Raw genomic sequence first — 16,502 nt, forward strand, 5'->3', positions numbered from 1 at the left:
CGGGGCCCTGCGTGCGTCCGGGGGCCCTCGGCCCGCGGAGGGCCGTAAATGAGCTGCTCCGGGGCCCCAGGCGGGTCACAGTGGCCCCATGGGGCACAGAGGGCTGGACGCGTACGGGTACTTCGAGCGGGAGGGCTCGCTCGGCACGGTGCGGCCGGAGTTCGCCGGCCTCGTCGCCGCCGCGCGCGGCCGGATCCTCGAGGCGTACGGGGGCCGGCTGCACAGCGCGTACCTCTACGGTTCCGTGCCGCGCGGCACCGCCCGCCCCGGGCGCTCCGACCTCGACCTGCTGCTCGCCCTGCACCGAGAGCCCACCGACGAGGACCGGGACACGGCCGAGGTGCTGGGTCGGGGGCTCGACCAGGACTTCCCGGAGATCGACGGGGTCGGCATCCTGCTGTACGGCAAGGAGACCCTGCTGAGCGAGCGGGAACGTCACGACCTGGGCTGGTTCCTCGCCTGCCTGTGCACGCCGCTGCTCGGGGCCGATCTCGCCGAGCACCTGCCCCGCTACCGGCCGGACAGCCTGCTCGCCCGCGAGACCAACGGCGACCTGGCCCTCGTCCTGCCCAGGTGGCGGGCCCGCTTCGCGGCGGCCTCCGAGCCCTCCGAGTACCGCCGGATGAGCCGGTCCTTCGCCCGGCACCTGGTGCGCACCGGATTCACCCTGGTCATGCCCCGGTGGGGCGGCTGGACCAGTGACCTCGCCGAGTCCGCGGAGATCTTCGGCCGCTACTACCCGGAGCGGGCGGCCCAGATGCGGGCCGCGGCCGCCGTGGCGCTGGACCCCGTGGAGGACCCGGCCGTGGTGCGGCGGTACATCGAGGACCTCGGGCCGTGGCTCGCGGACGAGTACACCGCCCGGCACGGCACGAAGGCGCCGCGGGACTAGCTCTTGGCGGGCTCCAGGGCCTCTACCGCCCGCTTGGCCTCGGCCAGGCCGACGCCGGTGATCCCCCGGTAGACCTTGATGGCGGAGATGGTGCGGCCGTCGCGCATCAGGGCGCGCACCTCGTCCAGTCCGGCCGGCTCCGGCTCCTCGACGCCCAGGTGGTCCAGGAGCAGGCCCAGGCGGCGCTCCAGCCGGTCCGCCCGGTCCTCCAGGGCCCGCATCCGCAGGGTCACCGTGGAGGTGATCCAGCCGGCCGTGGCGAGCACCGCGAGCAGCAGGAAAAGGGTGTTCATTCAGGTCCCCCCGGGATCAGTCCGTGATCACGAAGGTACTCGAGCTGCGCCCGGACGGACCACGTGGCCGCGGGCCACAGCGAGCGGTCCACATCGGCGTAGACCTGGGCGACGACCTGCTCCGCGGTGAGGAACCCGTTCTCCACGGCCGTCTCGACCTGCGCCAGCCGGTGCGCGCGGTGGGCCAGGTAGTACTCGACGACGCCCTGGGCGTCCTCCAGCACCGGCCCGTGGCCCGGCAGGACCGTGTGGACGCCGTCGTCGACGGTGAGGGAGCGCAGCCGGCGCAAGGAGTCCAGGTAGTCGCCGAGGCGGCCGTCGGGGTGCGCGACGACGGTGGTGCCGCGGCCCAGGATCGTGTCGCCGGTCAGGACCGCGCGGTCGGCGGGCAGGTGGAAGCAGAGCGAGTCGGCGGTGTGCCCGGGGGTCGGGACCACGCGCAGTTCCAGGCCGCCGGTGCGGATGACGTTCCCGGCGGCCAGGCCCTCGTCGCCGAGGCGCAGCGCGGGGTCGAGGGCGCGGACCTTCGTACCGGTGAGCTCGGCGAAGCGGCCGGCGCCCTCGGCGTGGTCGGGGTGGCCGTGGGTGAGGAGGGTGAGGGCGATCCGCTTGCCGGCGCTCTCGGCGGCGGCGACGACGGCCTTCAGGTGGGTCTCGTCCAGCGGGCCGGGGTCGATGACGACGGCCAGCTCGGAGTCGGGCTCCGACACCAGCCAGGTGTTGGTGCCGTCCAGGGTCATCGCCGAGGCGTTGGGGGCGAGCACGTTGACGGCGCGGGCGGTCGCCGGCCCGGAGGAGACCACGCCGCGGGGCTGGCCGGGCAGGGCTGCGGCGTCGGTCATGCGGGGCCTCCCGGGCGTACTCGCTTGGTGAACTCCTCGTGGCCCGGCCAGCTCAGCACCAGCTCACCGTCCTCCAGCGTGGCCTGGGCGAGAACGGCGGTCAGGTCCTGCCCGGCGGCCGCGCCGAGGGCCCCGGCGGCGCTCGGGTAGGGCTGGAGGGAGCGCAGCGTGGAGATGGTGGGCGGCATCATCAGCAGCTCGCCCTTGTCATAACCGGCGGCGGCGTCCGCGGGGCGGATCCAGACGGTCCGGTCGGCCTCGGTGGAGGCGTTGCGGGTGCGCTGGCCCTCCGGGAGGGCGGCGACGAAGAACCACGTGTCGTAGCGGCGCGGCTCGAACTCGGGAGTGATCCAGCGGGCCCACGCCCCGAGCAGGTCGGAACGCAGCAGCAGGCCGCGCCGGTCGAGGAACTCGGCGAAGGACAGCTCACGGCCTACGAGGGCCTCCCGGTCGGCCTCCCAGTCGTCCCCGGTGGTGTCGCCGACGACGGTGTCGGGGGTCTCCCCGGCGAGGAGTACGCCCGCCTCCTCGAAGGTTTCCCGGACGGCCCCGCAGACGATGGCCTGGGCGGTGGCGGCGTCGGTGCCGAGGCGTGCCGCCCAGACGTCCTGGCCGGGTCCGGCCCAGCCGATGCGGTGGTCCTCGTCGCGGGGGTCGACGCCGCCGCCGGGGTAGGCGTAGGCGCCGCCGGCGAAGGCCATGGAGGCGCGGCGGCGGAGCATGTGCACGGCGGGGCCGTCGGGGGTGTCGCGGAGCAGCATGACGGTGGCGGCGCGCTTGGGTTCCACCGGGGTGAGGGTGCCGTCCGCGAGCGCGCGGATGCGGGCGGGCCACTCCGGGGGGTACCACTGGCCTCCGGCGGGCTGGGTGGGCTTCGGCGGCTGACCGTGCTGACCATTCGGCATGGGCGGATGCTACGGCCATCCGGCCCGATGTTCGAGGGCCCCCCGCCTGCGCCGCGGACGCCCCCCGCTGCGCGGTGCCGCTCCCCGCCCCGCCCTTCGCCCGTTCCCCGGGGCTCCGCCCCAGACCCCGCGCCTCAAACGCCGGCGGGGCTGGATTCATCCAGCCCCGCCGGCGTTTGAGGCGGGAACGGTCAGGAGGGGAGAAGTTCGACCTGGATCTCGATCTCCACCGGGGCGTCGAGCGGGAGGACCGCCACGCCGACCGCGCTGCGGGCGTGGACGCCCTTCTCGCCGAGGACCTCGCCGAGCAGCTCGCTCGCACCGTTCAGCACGCCCGGCTGGGCGGTGAAGTCGGGGGCGGAGGCGACGAAGCCGACGACCTTCACGACACGCGCGATGCGGTCGAGGTCACCGACGACCGACTTGACGGCGGCCAGCGCGTTCAGCGCGCAGGTCGCGGCCAGCTGCTTGGCCTGTTCCGCCGAGACCTCCGCGCCGACCTTGCCGGTCAGCGGGAGCTTGCCCTTCACCATCGGGAGCTGCCCGGCGGTGAACACGTAGTCACCCGACCGGACGGCCGGCTGGTACGTGGCCAGCGGCGGGACGACCTCGGGCAGGGTCAGGCCGAGCTCTGCGAGCCTCGCCTCGACGACGCCGCTCATGCCTTCTCCCGCTTGAGGTAGGCCACGAGCTGCTCGGGGTTGTTCGGGCCGGGCACGACCTGGACGAGCTCCCAGCCGTCCTCGCCCCAGGTGTCCAGGATCTGCTTGGTGGCGTGGACAAGCAGCGGGACGGTCGCGTATTCGAACTTCTTGGTCATGGGGGCGAGCGTAATGCCTGAGCGGGAGTGGTTAGGCTCGGACGCTGTGAGCAGGCTCCAGGTGGTCAGCGGCAAGGGCGGCACCGGCAAGACCACGGTCGCCGCGGCACTCGCGCTGGCCCTCGCGCGCGAGGGCAGGCGGACTCTTCTCGTGGAGGTCGAGGGCAGGCAGGGCATCGCACAGCTTTTCGGCGCGGAGGCGCTCCCCTACGAGGAGCGCAAGATCGCGGTCGCGCCCGGCGGGGGCGGGGGTGAGGTGTACGCGCTCGCCATCGACGCCGAGCGGGCGCTGCTGGACTACCTCCAGATGTTCTACAAGCTGGGCTCGGCCGGCCGAGCCCTGAAGAAGCTCGGCGCGATCGACTTCGCGACGACCATCGCCCCCGGTCTGCGGGACGTGCTGCTGACGGGCAAGGCGTGCGAGGCGGTGCGGCGCAAGGACAAGGCCGGGCGGTTCGTCTACGACCACGTGGTCATGGACGCTCCGCCGACGGGCCGGATCACCCGCTTCCTGAACGTCAACGACGAGGTGGCGGGGCTGGCCCGGTTCGGGCCGATCCACAATCAGGCGCAGGCCGTCATGAAGGTGCTGAAGTCCCCGGAGACGGCGGTGCACCTGGTGACGCTGCTGGAGGAGATGCCCGTCCAGGAGACCGCCGACGGGATCGCGGAACTGCGGCAGGCCGGACTGCCGTTCGGCCGGGTCATCGTCAACATGGTGCGCCCGCACCACCTGGACGAGAGCACCCTGCGGGAGGCCGCGGACGGGCGGCGGGCGGAGATCGCCCGGGCGCTGTCCCGTGCCGGGCTGGGCGGCGCACGGCGGGGCGGGCTGGCCGAGCGCCTGGTGGAGCCGCTCCTGACGCAGGCAGCCGAGCACGCGAGCCGGGTCGAGCTGGAGCGGGAGCAGCGCGCGGTGCTGGCGGGCCTGGACGTGCCGACGTACGAACTCCCCCTGCTCGGCTCGGGGATGGAGCTGGCCGGGCTGTACGAGCTGGCCGTGGAACTCCGCAAGCAGGCGGACGCCGAATGAGCGAGGGTGGGGACATCGTGGGCCTGGACACTCCGCCGCGGCTGGCGGTCGACGCGCTGCTGGACGACCGGGGGACCCGGATCATCGTGTGCTGCGGGGCGGGCGGGGTGGGCAAGACCACCACGGCCGCGGCGCTCGGCGTACGGGCGGCGGAGCGCGGCCGCAAGGTGGTGGTGCTGACCATCGACCCGGCGCGCAGGCTGGCCCAGTCGATGGGGATCGACTCGCTGGACAACACTCCCCGGCGGGTGAAGGACGTGTCCGGGGGCGGCGAACTGCACGCCATGATGCTGGACATGAAGCGGACCTTCGACGAGATCGTCGAGTCCCACGCGGAGGGCGACCGGGCGCAGGCGATCCTGGACAACCCCTTCTACCAGTCCCTGTCGGCCGGTTTCGCGGGCACGCAGGAGTACATGGCGATGGAGAAGCTGGGGCAGCTGCGGGCCAGGGACGACTGGGACCTGATCGTCGTGGACACCCCGCCGAGCCGGTCCGCGCTGGACTTCCTCGACGCGCCGAAGCGGCTCGGGTCCTTCCTGGACGGGAAGTTCATCCGGGTGCTGATGGCTCCGGCGAAGGTCGGCGGGCGGGCCGGGATGAAGTTCCTGAATGTCGGCATGTCGATGATGACGGGCACGCTGAGCAAGCTGATGGGTGCCTCGCTGCTGAAGGACGTGCAGACCTTCGTGGCGGCGATGGACACGATGTTCGGCGGGTTCCGCACCCGCGCGGACGCGACGTTCCGGCTCCTCCAGGCTCCGGGGACGGCCTTCCTCGTGGTCGCGGCTCCCGAGCCGGACGCCCTGCGCGAGGCGGCGTACTTCGTCGAACGCCTGGCCGCGGAGCGGATGCCGCTGGCGGGCCTGGTGCTGAACCGGGTGCACGGAAGTGACGCCGGACAGCTGTCGGCGGAGCGGGCCCTGGCCGCCGCCGAGAATCTTGAGTACGGCGGCATTGTCGATCAGGAGTCCGGGAAAGCTGGACTTCGTGACGCCGAAGACTCCGCCGGCACCGGCTCCCCCGCCCTGGCCGAGGACAGCAACGGCGACGATGCCGACGACAACGGCAACGACGACGTGACCGTCGACGGGATCACGGCAGGACTGCTGCGCCTGCATGCCGAACGGATGCAGGTGATCGCGCGCGAACAGCGCACACGCGATCGCTTCACCTCGCTCCACCCGGAGGTGGCGGTGGCCGAAGTGGCCGCCCTGCCCGGCGATGTACACGACCTCGCCGGGCTGCGGGCCATCGGAGAACGACTCGCGGCCGGGGTTCCGGCCGGAGCGTAGACGTTCCTTCGTCTGACGTGACGTGCCGTGGCGTGCCGACGGTGCGGGCGGTGACGACGTGGTGGGTCGTTGACGCCCTGGCGCGGCGGGCGGGTGGTTACCCGGCTGCCGCGTACGTCTCGTACGGAACGTCGATCTCCGCGTCGACATCCACGGTGAGGATGCCTGTGCTGCGCTCGTACTCCGTGCGGGCGGTTTCGAGCAGCCGTCGCCACGAGGTGACGGTGGGACGCCGGCGCAGCAAGGCGCGACGTTCCCGCTCGGTCATTCCGCCCCATACTCCGAACTCGACACGGTTGTCGAGCGCGTCGGCCAGGCACTCGGTCCGCACCGGACATCCGGTGCACACCGCCTTGGCCCTGTTCTGTGCCGCTCCTTGAACGAACAGTTCATCCGGATCGGTAGTGCGGCAGGCTGCCTGCGCACTCCAGTCGGTAACCCAGCCCATCCCGGCGCCGTCCTCTCCCGAATCGAGGCTCCCCCACGGCGGCATGCGGCATATTCACCGCTGCCAGTTGAGGACGTTACGGAAGGCGGGCACAGTGCAACACCCCCGTCGGGCCCAATCTTGAATGGTCCGAACGGACTATGGGTAAGCGGCAGATCACCCGACGGAGTGATCCGGCGACATGCCCGGCCATTCCGGCGATTCGGGTGAAATCGGGGAGGCTCCGGTGCGCAGCCGTCAGAGTGAAGGGCGGGATTCGGACATGTGTCCACCCGATTCGGGAAGGGTGAAAATCAAGCCGGGGGGTTGATGTGGGCCCGCGCTGCTGTGACAGTTGGGGACAGCTTAGGCCAAGGCATTCGCGCGTGTCCGGCGAATGAGAACGTAGGCTGCCCTCCATGGGAAAGAAGCGCTCGGGCGGCGGGCTCACGGGGCCACAGCAGGCCGCCAAGTTCCTCGGGGTGTCCGTTCTCTCCGGAGTCGTACTCGCCGGCATCGCGATCCCGGGCGCCGGCGCGCTGGGGCTCGCGGCCAAGGGGACCGTCGAGGGTTTCGACGAGATCCCGGCCAATCTGAAGACCCCTCCGTTGAGCCAGCGCACCACGATCCTGGACGCGGAAGGTGGCGTGATCGCCACCGTCTATTCACGGGACCGGCAGGTGGTCCCGCTCACGGCCATCTCGCCGTACATGCAGAAGGCGATCGTCGCGATCGAGGACTCTCGTTTCTACGAGCACGGCGCGGTCGACCTCAAGGGCATCCTGCGCGCTGTGAACCGCAACGCGCAGGAGGGCGGCGCGGCACAGGGCGCGTCCACCCTCACGCAGCAGTACGTCAAGAACGTCTTCGTCGAGGAGGCGGGTGACGACGAGACGAAGGTGCGCGAGGCCCAGGAGAAGAGCCTCGGGCGCAAGATCCGCGAGCTGAAGTACTCGATCCAGGTCGAGGAGGAGCTCGGGAAGAAGAAGATCCTCGAGAACTACCTCAACATCACCTACTTCGGGCAGCAGGCGTACGGCATCGAGTCCGCGGCGCAGCGCTACTTCAGCAAGCCGGCCAAGGACCTGACCCTGGAGGAGTCGGCGCTGCTGGCGGGCGTCGTGCAGTCGCCGAGCCGCTTCGACCCGGTGAACGACGCGACCGAGGCCATGAAGCGCCGCAACATCGTCCTCCAGCGGATGGCCGACATGAAGGACATCTCGCAGGCGGAGGCGGACGAGGCCAAGCAGAAGCCCGTCACGCTGAAGGTGACCCGGCCGAAGAACGGCTGCATCACCGCAGTCAAGGGCGCGGGCTTCTTCTGCGACTTCGTGCGTGCCACCTTCCTGTCCGACCCGGTCTTCGGCAAGAACCGGGAGGACCGGGCGAAGGTCTGGAACCAGGGCGGCCTGACGATCCGTACGACGCTGGACCCGCAGTCGCAGGAGGCCGCCAACGCCTCGATCAAGGACCACGTCAACGACGACGACTCGATCGCGACGGCCGTGACCATGGTCCAGCCGGGCACCGGACGGGTCCTGGCGATGGGCCAGTCGAAGCCGTACGGCTTCGGGAAGAACGAGACGCAGATCAACTACTCCGTGGACAAGCGGATGGGCGGCTCCAACTTCGGCTTCCAGGTGGGCTCGACGTTCAAGCCGTTCATCGCGGCCGCGGCCATAGAGCAGGGCATGACGCCGACGAAGGTGTACTCGGCGCCGAACAAGATGGACTACCCGAGCCCCGTGCCGCGGTGCGACGGTTCGAAGTGGCAGAACCTGCCGATGGGCGGCGGGAAGTTCCAGACCGTCGAGAACGAGACCGAGAGCGAGATCGGTCCGTACGCGCTGAAGACGGCGATGGAGAAGTCCATCAACACCTACTTCGTGCAGATGATCTCGGAGATCGGGCTGTGCCCGGTGACCGAGATGACGCAGAAGCTGGGTGTGGTCCCGGCCAGCGGCGTGAAGCTGCCCGAGGAGCCCTCCATCGCGCTCGGCTCCGCCGAGATGTCCCCGCTGACGATGGCCAACGCCTACGCCACCTTCGCCAACCGGGGCGTCTACTGCACCCCGGTCGCCCTCGAGTCGATCACCGACGCGCACGGCAAGGCGCTCGCGGTCCCGAAGTCCAAGTGCGACCGGGCGATGTCGCAGGAGACCGCCGACACCATCAACACCCTGCTGCGCGGAGTGGTCGACTCCGGTACGGGTGAGCGGGCCGGCCTGTCCGACCGGGACAACGCGGGCAAGACCGGTACCACCGACAGCCGCTACAACGCCTGGTTCGTCGGGTACACCCCGAACCTGTCGGGCGCGGTGTGGGTCGGCTCCGGCGGCGCGAAGAAGATCTCGATGGAGAACATCACCATCGGCGGCCAGTACTACGACAAGGTCTTCGGCGGCGGCCTGCCCGGCCCGATCTGGAAGGACGCGGTCACGGGCGCGCTGAACGGCCGCGAGGCACCCGCCTTCACCACCGTCAGCATCCCGGAGCCCTCGGTCCCGAGCGGCGGCAACGCGGGCGGCAACGGCACCGGAACCGGCGGCGGCGGCAACGGCAACGCGACGGGCGGCACCACCGGCGGCACCACCGGCGGCCGGGGCAACACGCCCAAGCCGGGGAAGCCGACCAAGCCCGGCGGTGACGGCAAGCCCGGCGACACCCGCCCCGGCGGTACGACGACCGCCGGAACCACCGCCGGAACCGGAACCACAGCCACCGGCGGCACGAGCACGGGCGGCACGGGCGGCACCCCGCCCGACCCGCTCGCCGGAGGCACCACCACCGGCCCGATCGGCGGCCCGATCGGCGGCGGGGGCGCGACCCCGTAGTACGGAACGCAGGAAAGAGGGGGAGGCCCCGGCCGGATGATCCGGCCGGGGCCTCCCCTTGTGCGTTCCGTCCTACGAAAGCTGCTGCTTGACGACAGCGGCGACCCGGCCGCCGTCCGCCAGGCCCGCGACCTTCGGGTTCACGATCTTCATGACGGCGCCCATCGCGCGGGGCCCCTCGGCGCCGGCCGCCTTGGCCTCCTCGACCGCCTGCGCCACGATCGCGACGAGCTCGTCGTCGCTGAGCTGCTTGGGCAGGTAGCCGTCGAGGAACGCGCCCTCCGCGGTCTCCCGCGCGGCCTGCTCGCTGCGGCCGCCGGCCGCGAAGGCCTCCGCGGCCTCACGCCGCTTCTTCGCCTCCTTCGCGATCACCTTGAGGACTTCCTCGTCGGAGAGCACGCGCGCTTCCTTGCCCGCGACCTCCTCCTTGGTGATGGCGGAGAGGGTCAGGCGCAGTGTGGACGAGCTGAGTTCGTCACGCGCCTTGATGGCGGTGGTGAGGTCTTCCTGGAGCTTGGCCTTGAGCGTGGTCATGCCCCTGAGTCTGCCAGGTGCGGGGGCCGCGGCGCCCGTCGGTTTAACGCGTCTGCGACGATGGGGGCATGCGCGCGCGTTACGGAGTACCCCTGAAGGTCACCGCTGGAATCGCTGCGGCGGGCGCCGCGGGAGTGGCCTATGCCGCCGGGTTCGAGGCCAGGTCGTTCCGGCTGCGCCGGATCACGGTGCCGGTGCTCCCGGCGGGCGCGCGGCCGCTGCGCGTGCTCCAGGTGTCGGACATCCACATGGTGGGCGGGCAGCGCAAGAAGCGCGCCTGGCTGCAGTCCCTCGCCGGGCTGCGCCCCGACCTCGTGGTGAACACCGGCGACAACCTCTCCGACACGGAGGGCGTGCCGGAGCTGCTCGACGCGCTCGGGCCGCTGATGTCCTTCCCCGGCGTGTACGTCTTCGGCTCCAACGACTACTACGGGCCGCGGCTGCGCAATCCGGGGCGCTACCTGATCGAGAAGGTCCAGGGCCGGCACGGGCTGAACGGCAACAAGCCGGTCGTCGGCGCCGTCCACAACCCGTGGGAGGGCATGCGGGACGCCTTCGACGCGGCGGGCTGGCTGAACCTCACCAACACCCGGGCCCGGATGAAGCTGGACGGCCTGGAGCTGGCCTTCACCGGCCTGGACGACCCGCACATCAAGCGGGACCGCTACGAGCAGGTCGCGGGCGGGCCGGAGGCGGACGCGGACTTCTCGATGGCCGTCGTGCACGCCCCGTACCTGCGGGTGCTCGAATCCTTCACCGCGGACCGCTACCCGCTGATCCTCGCCGGGCACACGCACGGCGGCCAGCTGTGCGTCCCCTTCTACGGGGCCCTCGTCACCAACTGCGACCTCGACACCAAGCGCGTGAAGGGGCTGTCCACGTACGAGGCCGACGGGCAGCGCTCCTACCTGCACGTCTCCGCCGGCTGCGGCACGAACCGGTTCACCCCGGTGCGCTTCGCCTGCCCGCCGGAGGCGACACTGCTGACGCTGGCGCCCAAGGCGTAGGGGAGCCCCTTCAACGTCCCCGATGACCTCGACGAGCTGGTCACCGCGGACCGCCACCGCCCCCACTCCCCACTGGCCCCGGGCACACCCCGCGAAAACCGGATTTCGTCTCCGGCCGAGGGTCCGCTAAAGTAATCGATGTCGCCAGGGCAGCAAGCGCTGCAAGGGTGGACATCGGGGTGTAGCGCAGCTTGGCAGCGCGCTTCGTTCGGGACGAAGAGGTCGTGGGTTCAAATCCCGCCACCCCGACTTCGTAAGATCAGGTCAGGGAGACTACTCATCGAGTAGTCTCCCTGACCTGTTTCTGTGAGCGCCAGACCCTCGCCCCCGCCTCCGAGGAACTGCGTATGGTCGTGCACACCGCCGCTCCGCTCACTCGGGCGCTGCCTGTGCCCGAGCACGTCTGGTACGCCTCCTACGGGTCCAACATGCACATGGACCGTCTTGCCGCTTACATCGCCGGTGGGACCCCGCCCGGCGCGACGCGTACGTACCCGGGTTGCCGGGACAGGCGGGCACCGCAACGGTCGATCGCCGTCGAGCTGGAAGGCTGCCTGTACTTCGCCACGGAGTCCCCCGTGTGGACCGGGGGCCGTGCGTTCTACGACCCCACGGCTGCCGGGCGGATGCGGGGGCGGGCTCACCTGGTGACGGTCGGCCAGATGTCGGACATCGCCACGCAGGAGATGTACGAGGATCCCGGGGCAGACCTGGACCTGACGACGGTCCTGCGGGACGGCCGCGACGAGTTGGGGCCGGGGCGGTACGAGACCCTGATCTGTCCGGGCACGATCGAGGGCATCCCCGTGCTGACGTGCACAGCCCCCTGGACCCTCCAGGACGTCGAGGTCCGCACCCCGTCGGCCGCGTACCTGCGCTACTTGGCCGGCGGCCTCCTGGAGTCCGGGCCGTGGGAGGAGCGGGGCATCGCGGAATACCTCGCGGCCTGTCCCGGTGCCGAGGGCACCTGGACTCCTCAGCAGGTCCAGAAGTTGTTCGCGGCTGACGTCCGCCGCTGACATCCACGCGCGGTGCGTGGAGGTGCGGGGGCGGGTGGGCGGTGCTGGAATGCCGGGAGGGGCCGGGCCGGTGGCCGGGCCGTGGACGAGGAGGGGTATGGGCGACGACACGTCCGACGACCGCCGCCGCCTCCTGCCCGCCCGGTGGTGGCGCCCGCGTCCGGTCGTCGCCGTCCTGCTGCGGTGCAGTGGTGTGGTGGTGCTGCTCACCGCGCTGTACTACCTGGCACCGCTGGACCACGGGTTCGGCGTCGTCACCGTCGGGGCGCTGTTCACCGGGCTGCTGCTCTTCGGCTGCGTGATCGCCTGGCAGGTGTCGGCCATCACCCGTTCGGAGCATCCGCGGCTGCAGGCCTTGGAGGCCCTGGCCACCGCCGTGCCGCTGTTCCTGCTGCTGTTCTCCTCGACGTACTACCTGCTGTCGCTGAACCGGCCCGGCGCGTTCTCGGAACCGCTGGACCGGACCGACGCCCTGTACTTCACGGTGACGGTCTTCGCGACCGTGGGATTCGGCGACATCGTGCCGACCACCACGGGCTGCCGGGCGCTGACCACCGTGCAGATGATCGCCGACCTGATCGTGGTCGGACTCGTCGTCAAGCTCCTCTTCGGCGCCGTACAGATCGGACTGTCCCGGAACCCGCCCGGCGGGGAAGGAAGGAACGACCTGTGACGACGGCGGATGAGGGAGGGGACCGGCCAGGAGCAACGCAGCCCGTGACCCAGCCCGTGGAGGCCGACCTGCTGCGCGACATCCTGCGCTCGCCCGGATACATGAAGACCCTCGTGCTGTGCGCGCTCGTCGGCATCCCGGTGTCCCTGGCGTCCTTCTGGTTCCTGGCCGCGATGCACTCGCTGGAACACGCGCTGTGGGAACGCGTGCCGCACTCCCTCGGCTGGGGCACCGCGCCCTGGTGGTGGCCGCTGGTGCTGCTTCCCGTCGCCGGTGTCATCGTCGGCCTCGTCGCCACGCACCTGCCCGGCGCGGGCGGCCACATCCCCGCCGCCGGAGTGGGCACGGGCGGCGCCTCGGTGGCCGCGCTGCCCGGCGTACTGCTCGCGGCGGCGGCGAGCCTGCCGCTCGGCGCGACCCTGGGACCCGAGGCACCGCTGATCGCCCTCGGCGGCGGGCTCGCCCTGCTGTTCCGGGACCTCTCGCGGGCGCCGGCGACCCCGCGCGGCTCGCTGCTGATCGGCACGGCCGGCGCCGCCGCGGCCATTTCGGCCATCTTCGGGAGCCCGCTGGTCGGCGCGGTGCTGCTCATCGAGGTCGCGGGGGTGGGCGGGCCCCAGCTGTTCGCGGTGATGATCCCGTCGCTGCTCTCCAGCGGCGTCGGAGCCCTGGTGTTCACCGGCTTCGGACGGTGGACCGGGCTGCAGACCGGCGGGCTCGGGGTGAAGATGTCGGTGCCGTTCACCCGGCTGGACGCATCCGAGGTGCTCTGGGCGCTGCTGATCGCCGTGGTCCTGGCCTGCGTCATGCACCGGGTGATGGCCGGGGGGCATCGCGTGGCGGCGTACGTCTCCACACGGACGGTCTCCCGGACCACGCTGTGCGCGCTCGCCGCCGGGGCGTGCGCGGCCCTCTACACGCTGGCCACCGACCGCACCCCGGCCGACGTCGCCTCCTCAGGGCAGGGCACCCTGGGGGAGCTGACCTCCGACCCGCGTGCGTGGGGCATCGGCGCGCTGATCGCCGTGGTGGTGTTCAAGAGCCTCGCGTACACGCTGTGCCTGGGCAGCCTGCGCGGCGGGCCGATCTTCCCCGGGCTGTTCATCGGGGCGGCGGCGGGGCTGCTGCTGGCGCCGCTGCCGGGGCTCGGGATCGTCCCGGCGATGGCGGTGGGCATGGCCGCCGTCCTCGCGAGCGTCATGCGGCTGCCGGTCAGCAGCGTGGTGCTGGTGGTCCTGCTGATCGACAATGCCGCGGCGACGCCCGTGGTGATCCTGGCGGCCGTGGTCGCCTTCGTCGTCACCGAGCTGCTGCCGGCACCGAAGGCGGCTCCGTTGAAGGCGGAGGCGAAGGCCTGAACGGGGGCGTCCGCCCGGCTCAGACGGGCTTGAGGGTGGCCGCGCCGAAGGAGACGTCGAAGCGGTCGCACCAGATGGTGACGCTGCCGTAGTCGGCGGGGTTCACGCCGGCCGGAACCTCGTAGTTCTGGTCGCCCTTGTTGCCCTTGAGCTTGCCCAGGCTGGTGTGGGCGCCGTCGTCGAAGACCCGCCAGCCCGCGACGCCCTCCTTGACGGGGGCGTCGGAGAGCCAGACCCTCAGGTCCGGGCCGTTGCTGGTGTCCAGGTCCTCCAGGCGGAGGGTGTACGAGCCGTCGGGCAGCCGGACGAGCTTCACCGTGCCGGTGGTGGTGTGCTCGTGGCTGATCAGGGTGCCCTGCGCGACGGTCCGGGGCCCGGCCGGGGCCGCGGCGGCCGGGGCGCCCGCCGAGGGGGCCGCCGAGGGGGCCGCCGAGGGGGCCGCCGAGGGGGCCGCCGGCAGCGCGTCGTGGACGGTGTCGTCCTGCCACAGCTTCCACGGCTGGAACCAGTACAGCCCGGCGGCCAGCGCCACCAGCACCGCGATCACCACACCGGCCACGATCCCGCCGCGCCGCCTCGAACCAGCCATCGTCCGTTCCTCTTTCCTCCGGTACCTGTCCGGAATTCAATCCCCCGCGGCGGCCCGGCACCATGCCCCGGCGGATGACGGATTCCTTACGCCGGACGCGCGGCGGGGTTTGGCACGAAGTTCAGGGCGCCGGTGCAACAAGCTGACACCGATCACCGTGGAAGGGGCCCCGGGCCGCTGACAAGGTTGTTCTCACCGGCCAACAGCCGGACAGCCACCCGCTCTTCCACCCCACGGAGATCACGATGAGCGTCAAGAAGATCAGCGTCGCCCTGCTTCCGACCACGGCCCTGCTCGTCATGCTGGCCCCGGCCGAGGCCTCGGCGGCCCCGCAGCAGGCCGCGTCGCACAAGGCCTGTTCGGCGACGCGTCCGCTCCCGCTCCCCGACCTCCTGCCGCAGTCCCTGCACCGCCCGGCCGCGAAGCTGCTGCCGAAGCTGAGCTGCGTCAACGGCTGGCAGTGAGGGCCCGGTGAACGAACGGCAACCGTACGAGATCACCCTGGTCCGGGCCGGGCCGCAGGCCGCCGCGGCCGAGACCACCGTCATCCGGCTCGTGGGGCTGCTGCCCGCGCACTGGACCTTCACCCAGCGGGTGGAACGGGAACCGGAGCGGATCGTCATGCTCGTGCATCCCGCGCACCCGCCGGGCAGCGCCGGACCGGACGCCGAGGCGGTCCGGGCCTGGCTGGCCCGGACGCTCACCGACGACGCACTGCGCGGCTGGCACGCGGAAGGGCCCTGACGCCCCGACGCCGGGAAGCCCCCGACGCCGGGAAGCCCCTGACGCAGGAAGCCCCGGCGCGCGAAGCCCTCAAGTCCCGCCGCGGTCCCTCAGATCCAGCCCTTCTCCCGCGCGAGCAGCGCGGCGTGCGGCCTGCTGCTGGCGCCCAGGATGCGCAGGACGTCGGCGACGTGGCGGCGGTAGGTGCGGACGGAGATGTCGAGGTTCCGGGCCCCCGTCTCGTCCTTGCCGACGCGGCACAGTTCTTCGAGCACGCGGCGCTCGATCTCCGAGAGCACGCCCGCGGCCTCGGATCCGTCGTCGGTCAGTACGGACAGGTCCACGGCCTGGTCCCAGATCTTCTGGAAGAGGGCGAGGATGTTGGCCACGAGACCGGCCTGCTGGGTGACGAGCGCGCCGCGCGAGGTGTCCTCCGGGTCGACGGGCACCAGGGCGGTCTGCCGGTCGTAGACGAGGATCCGCTCGGAAAAGCTTTCCGCGACCCTGATCGAAGCCCCCTGCGCGGTGAGTTCCCGCAGGTAGGCGACGGTCGGCGGGTGGTCGAGGGCCTCCTTGCGGACGACGCTGCGGATGCGGACCCCGCGGCGCAGGCAGCGGGTGTCGAGGGGGCGGGCGTGGACGATGTTCTCCGCGGTGAGCGCGGAGTAGGGCTCCACCGAGAGGATCTCCTCGCGGGCGAAGAAGGCCAGGTCGTCGATGCGGTCGCGGATCTGGGAGAGCACGGCCAGGCGCTCCACCCCTTGCGGGGCGAGGGACTTGGCGCCCTGTTCGGCCTTCAGGTCCGCTATCAGGTGGCGGGACTGGGTGACCTGCTGGAGCTGTTCGTGCAGGACCCGCAGCTGGAGGTCGGTGAGCCGGCCGACGGCCGTCTCGGGATCGGTGGCGAAGAGCGCGGCCTGGTCGCTGTGGAGCAGACCGAGTCCGATCAGCCTCTCCTGGGCGGACTCCACCTCCTCCCGGGGTGAGTGCAGGAGGACGTGAATGTCCTCACCGAGCGTCCCGGGATTGCGTAGGAAGTGGCGGTAGATCCGCTCCTCCGTGGCTGTGAGTCCGAGTATGAGCAGACTGGTGCCGTTCACGATTGCCCCCGCAAACCGTACTGATGATCACTGTCCGGCATAGGTCAGATGCCGGACGGTCTTACGTAGTGGAATGAAGAGTAATGCCCAGGTAAAAAGCGGAGTCCGGCGTAGCGGCCGAAAGTGACATGAATCATGAACCTTCCACGGGGGAAGCT

19 protein-coding genes and 1 tRNA gene are annotated in these 16,502 nt (G+C 71.4%); 11 read left to right on the forward strand and 9 right to left on the reverse strand.

Annotated features, from left to right (window positions below):
• Positions 1 to 88: 88 nt before the first annotated feature.
• Positions 89 to 892 carry a nucleotidyltransferase domain-containing protein gene (locus OOK31_RS19015; RefSeq protein WP_267088463.1) on the forward strand — a complete coding sequence of 268 codons (804 nt, stop codon included), beginning with the start codon at positions 89 to 91 and terminating at the stop codon, positions 890 to 892.
• Here the strand turns inward: OOK31_RS19015 and OOK31_RS19020 are convergent.
• The 5 genes from OOK31_RS19020 to OOK31_RS19040 all read right to left on the reverse strand — a co-directional run bounded on the left by OOK31_RS19020 (position 889) and on the right by OOK31_RS19040 (position 3,752).
• Positions 889 to 1,185 carry a hypothetical protein gene (locus OOK31_RS19020; RefSeq protein ID WP_267088464.1) on the reverse strand — a complete coding sequence of 99 codons (297 nt, stop codon included), beginning with the start codon at positions 1,183 to 1,185 and terminating at the stop codon, positions 889 to 891. The two genes, OOK31_RS19015 and OOK31_RS19020, sit on opposite strands and share 4 nt — an antisense overlap.
• Entirely contained in the window at positions 1,182 to 2,027 is an 846-nt protein-coding gene (locus tag OOK31_RS19025) for an MBL fold metallo-hydrolase (RefSeq protein WP_267088465.1), read from the reverse strand. The genes OOK31_RS19020 and OOK31_RS19025 overlap by 4 nt, the downstream gene beginning before the upstream one ends.
• Positions 2,024 to 2,932: an NUDIX hydrolase gene (locus OOK31_RS19030; protein WP_267088466.1), complete on the reverse strand. Its 909-nt coding sequence runs from the start codon at positions 2,930 to 2,932 to the stop codon at positions 2,024 to 2,026. The genes OOK31_RS19025 and OOK31_RS19030 overlap by 4 nt, the downstream gene beginning before the upstream one ends.
• 191 nt (positions 2,933 to 3,123) lie before the next feature.
• Positions 3,124 to 3,594: a RidA family protein gene (locus OOK31_RS19035; protein ID WP_267088467.1), complete on the reverse strand. Its 471-nt coding sequence runs from the start codon at positions 3,592 to 3,594 to the stop codon at positions 3,124 to 3,126.
• Positions 3,591 to 3,752 (reverse strand): DUF4177 domain-containing protein, encoded by a 162-nt coding sequence (locus tag OOK31_RS19040; protein WP_007264966.1) that lies wholly within the window; start codon positions 3,750 to 3,752, stop codon positions 3,591 to 3,593. The genes OOK31_RS19035 and OOK31_RS19040 overlap by 4 nt, the downstream gene beginning before the upstream one ends.
• A gap of 46 nt (positions 3,753 to 3,798) precedes the next feature.
• On the opposite strand from OOK31_RS19040, the gene OOK31_RS19045 reads away from it, so the two are divergent.
• Positions 3,799 to 4,785, forward strand: a complete 987-nt coding sequence (locus OOK31_RS19045) for an ArsA-related P-loop ATPase (RefSeq protein ID WP_267088468.1) — start codon at positions 3,799 to 3,801, stop codon at positions 4,783 to 4,785.
• On the forward strand, positions 4,782 to 6,080 hold the full coding sequence (locus tag OOK31_RS19050) for an ArsA family ATPase (protein WP_267088469.1): 1,299 nt from the start codon (positions 4,782 to 4,784) through the stop codon (positions 6,078 to 6,080). Before OOK31_RS19045 ends, OOK31_RS19050 begins: the two co-directional genes overlap by 4 nt.
• A 97-nt stretch (positions 6,081 to 6,177) precedes the next feature.
• Here OOK31_RS19050 and OOK31_RS19055 read toward each other — a convergent pair whose 3' ends face one another.
• Positions 6,178 to 6,528, reverse strand: a complete 351-nt coding sequence (locus tag OOK31_RS19055; protein WP_030299276.1) for a WhiB family transcriptional regulator — start codon at positions 6,526 to 6,528, stop codon at positions 6,178 to 6,180.
• A gap of 398 nt (positions 6,529 to 6,926) precedes the next feature.
• On the opposite strand from OOK31_RS19055, the gene OOK31_RS19060 reads away from it, so the two are divergent.
• Positions 6,927 to 9,341, forward strand: coding sequence for a transglycosylase domain-containing protein (locus OOK31_RS19060; protein WP_267088470.1), 2,415 nt, complete (start codon positions 6,927 to 6,929; stop codon positions 9,339 to 9,341).
• Between the two features lie 72 nt (positions 9,342 to 9,413).
• Here the strand turns inward: OOK31_RS19060 and OOK31_RS19065 are convergent, their stop codons facing one another.
• The gene (locus OOK31_RS19065; protein WP_267088471.1) at positions 9,414 to 9,875 is read right to left on the reverse strand and encodes a GatB/YqeY domain-containing protein; all 462 of its coding nucleotides are present in this window, start codon (positions 9,873 to 9,875) and stop codon (positions 9,414 to 9,416) included.
• Positions 9,876 to 9,943: 68 nt separating this feature from the next.
• On the opposite strand from OOK31_RS19065, the gene OOK31_RS19070 reads away from it, so the two are divergent.
• From OOK31_RS19070 to OOK31_RS19090, 5 genes are all read left to right on the forward strand, one after another.
• Complete coding sequence (locus tag OOK31_RS19070) at positions 9,944 to 10,882, forward strand: metallophosphoesterase (protein WP_267088472.1); 939 nt, start codon at positions 9,944 to 9,946, stop codon at positions 10,880 to 10,882.
• A 175-nt stretch (positions 10,883 to 11,057) separates the two neighbouring features.
• A tRNA-Pro gene (locus OOK31_RS19075) sits at positions 11,058 to 11,131 on the forward strand.
• 98 nt (positions 11,132 to 11,229) lie between these two features.
• Positions 11,230 to 11,901 carry a histone deacetylase gene (locus OOK31_RS19080; RefSeq protein WP_267088473.1) on the forward strand — a complete coding sequence of 224 codons (672 nt, stop codon included), beginning with the start codon at positions 11,230 to 11,232 and terminating at the stop codon, positions 11,899 to 11,901.
• A 97-nt stretch (positions 11,902 to 11,998) separates the two neighbouring features.
• Positions 11,999 to 12,574: a potassium channel family protein gene (locus OOK31_RS19085; protein WP_267088474.1), complete on the forward strand. Its 576-nt coding sequence runs from the start codon at positions 11,999 to 12,001 to the stop codon at positions 12,572 to 12,574.
• 44 nt (positions 12,575 to 12,618) lie between these two features.
• On the forward strand, positions 12,619 to 13,932 hold the full coding sequence (locus OOK31_RS19090) for a chloride channel protein (RefSeq protein WP_267088475.1): 1,314 nt from the start codon (positions 12,619 to 12,621) through the stop codon (positions 13,930 to 13,932).
• Positions 13,933 to 13,951: 19 nt separating this feature from the next.
• Here the strand turns inward: OOK31_RS19090 and OOK31_RS19095 are convergent, their stop codons facing one another.
• Positions 13,952 to 14,521 carry a DM13 domain-containing protein gene (locus OOK31_RS19095; RefSeq protein WP_267088476.1) on the reverse strand — a complete coding sequence of 190 codons (570 nt, stop codon included), beginning with the start codon at positions 14,519 to 14,521 and terminating at the stop codon, positions 13,952 to 13,954.
• A 245-nt stretch (positions 14,522 to 14,766) separates the two neighbouring features.
• Between OOK31_RS19095 and OOK31_RS19100 the strand changes: the two genes are divergently transcribed.
• A complete protein-coding gene (locus OOK31_RS19100) occupies positions 14,767 to 14,985 on the forward strand; it encodes a hypothetical protein (protein WP_267088477.1) in 219 nt (72 codons plus the stop codon).
• 7 nt (positions 14,986 to 14,992) lie between these two features.
• Complete coding sequence (locus OOK31_RS19105) at positions 14,993 to 15,265, forward strand: hypothetical protein (RefSeq protein ID WP_267088478.1); 273 nt, start codon at positions 14,993 to 14,995, stop codon at positions 15,263 to 15,265.
• An 89-nt stretch (positions 15,266 to 15,354) separates the two neighbouring features.
• Here OOK31_RS19105 and OOK31_RS19110 read toward each other — a convergent pair whose 3' ends face one another.
• Positions 15,355 to 16,344: a helix-turn-helix transcriptional regulator gene (locus OOK31_RS19110; RefSeq protein ID WP_267088479.1), complete on the reverse strand. Its 990-nt coding sequence runs from the start codon at positions 16,342 to 16,344 to the stop codon at positions 15,355 to 15,357.
• Positions 16,345 to 16,502 lie beyond the last annotated feature (158 nt).

It is taken from the genome of Streptomyces sp. NBC_00249 (assembly GCF_026342355.1).
GTDB lineage: Bacteria > Actinomycetota > Actinomycetes > Streptomycetales > Streptomycetaceae > Streptomyces.

What these genes read in the sequence shown, in the direction of transcription:
- OOK31_RS19015 (WP_267088463.1), top strand. Translation starts at nt 89, where the DNA reads ATGGGGCACAGAGGGCTGGACGCGTACGGGTACTTCGAGCGGGAGGGC.
- OOK31_RS19020 (WP_267088464.1), bottom strand. Translation starts at nt 1,185, where the DNA reads ATGAACACCCTTTTCCTGCTGCTCGCGGTGCTCGCCACGGCCGGCTGG.
- OOK31_RS19025 (WP_267088465.1), bottom strand. Translation starts at nt 2,027, where the DNA reads ATGACCGACGCCGCAGCCCTGCCCGGCCAGCCCCGCGGCGTGGTCTCC.
- OOK31_RS19030 (WP_267088466.1), bottom strand. Translation starts at nt 2,932, where the DNA reads ATGCCGAATGGTCAGCACGGTCAGCCGCCGAAGCCCACCCAGCCCGCC.
- OOK31_RS19035 (WP_267088467.1), bottom strand. Translation starts at nt 3,594, where the DNA reads ATGAGCGGCGTCGTCGAGGCGAGGCTCGCAGAGCTCGGCCTGACCCTG.
- OOK31_RS19040 (WP_007264966.1), bottom strand. Translation starts at nt 3,752, where the DNA reads ATGACCAAGAAGTTCGAATACGCGACCGTCCCGCTGCTTGTCCACGCC.
- OOK31_RS19050 (WP_267088469.1), top strand. Translation starts at nt 4,782, where the DNA reads ATGAGCGAGGGTGGGGACATCGTGGGCCTGGACACTCCGCCGCGGCTG.
- OOK31_RS19055 (WP_030299276.1), bottom strand. Translation starts at nt 6,528, where the DNA reads ATGGGCTGGGTTACCGACTGGAGTGCGCAGGCAGCCTGCCGCACTACC.
- OOK31_RS19060 (WP_267088470.1), top strand. Translation starts at nt 6,927, where the DNA reads ATGGGAAAGAAGCGCTCGGGCGGCGGGCTCACGGGGCCACAGCAGGCC.
- OOK31_RS19065 (WP_267088471.1), bottom strand. Translation starts at nt 9,875, where the DNA reads ATGACCACGCTCAAGGCCAAGCTCCAGGAAGACCTCACCACCGCCATC.
- OOK31_RS19070 (WP_267088472.1), top strand. Translation starts at nt 9,944, where the DNA reads ATGCGCGCGCGTTACGGAGTACCCCTGAAGGTCACCGCTGGAATCGCT.
- OOK31_RS19080 (WP_267088473.1), top strand. Translation starts at nt 11,230, where the DNA reads ATGGTCGTGCACACCGCCGCTCCGCTCACTCGGGCGCTGCCTGTGCCC.
- OOK31_RS19085 (WP_267088474.1), top strand. Translation starts at nt 11,999, where the DNA reads ATGGGCGACGACACGTCCGACGACCGCCGCCGCCTCCTGCCCGCCCGG.
- OOK31_RS19095 (WP_267088476.1), bottom strand. Translation starts at nt 14,521, where the DNA reads ATGGCTGGTTCGAGGCGGCGCGGCGGGATCGTGGCCGGTGTGGTGATC.
- OOK31_RS19100 (WP_267088477.1), top strand. Translation starts at nt 14,767, where the DNA reads ATGAGCGTCAAGAAGATCAGCGTCGCCCTGCTTCCGACCACGGCCCTG.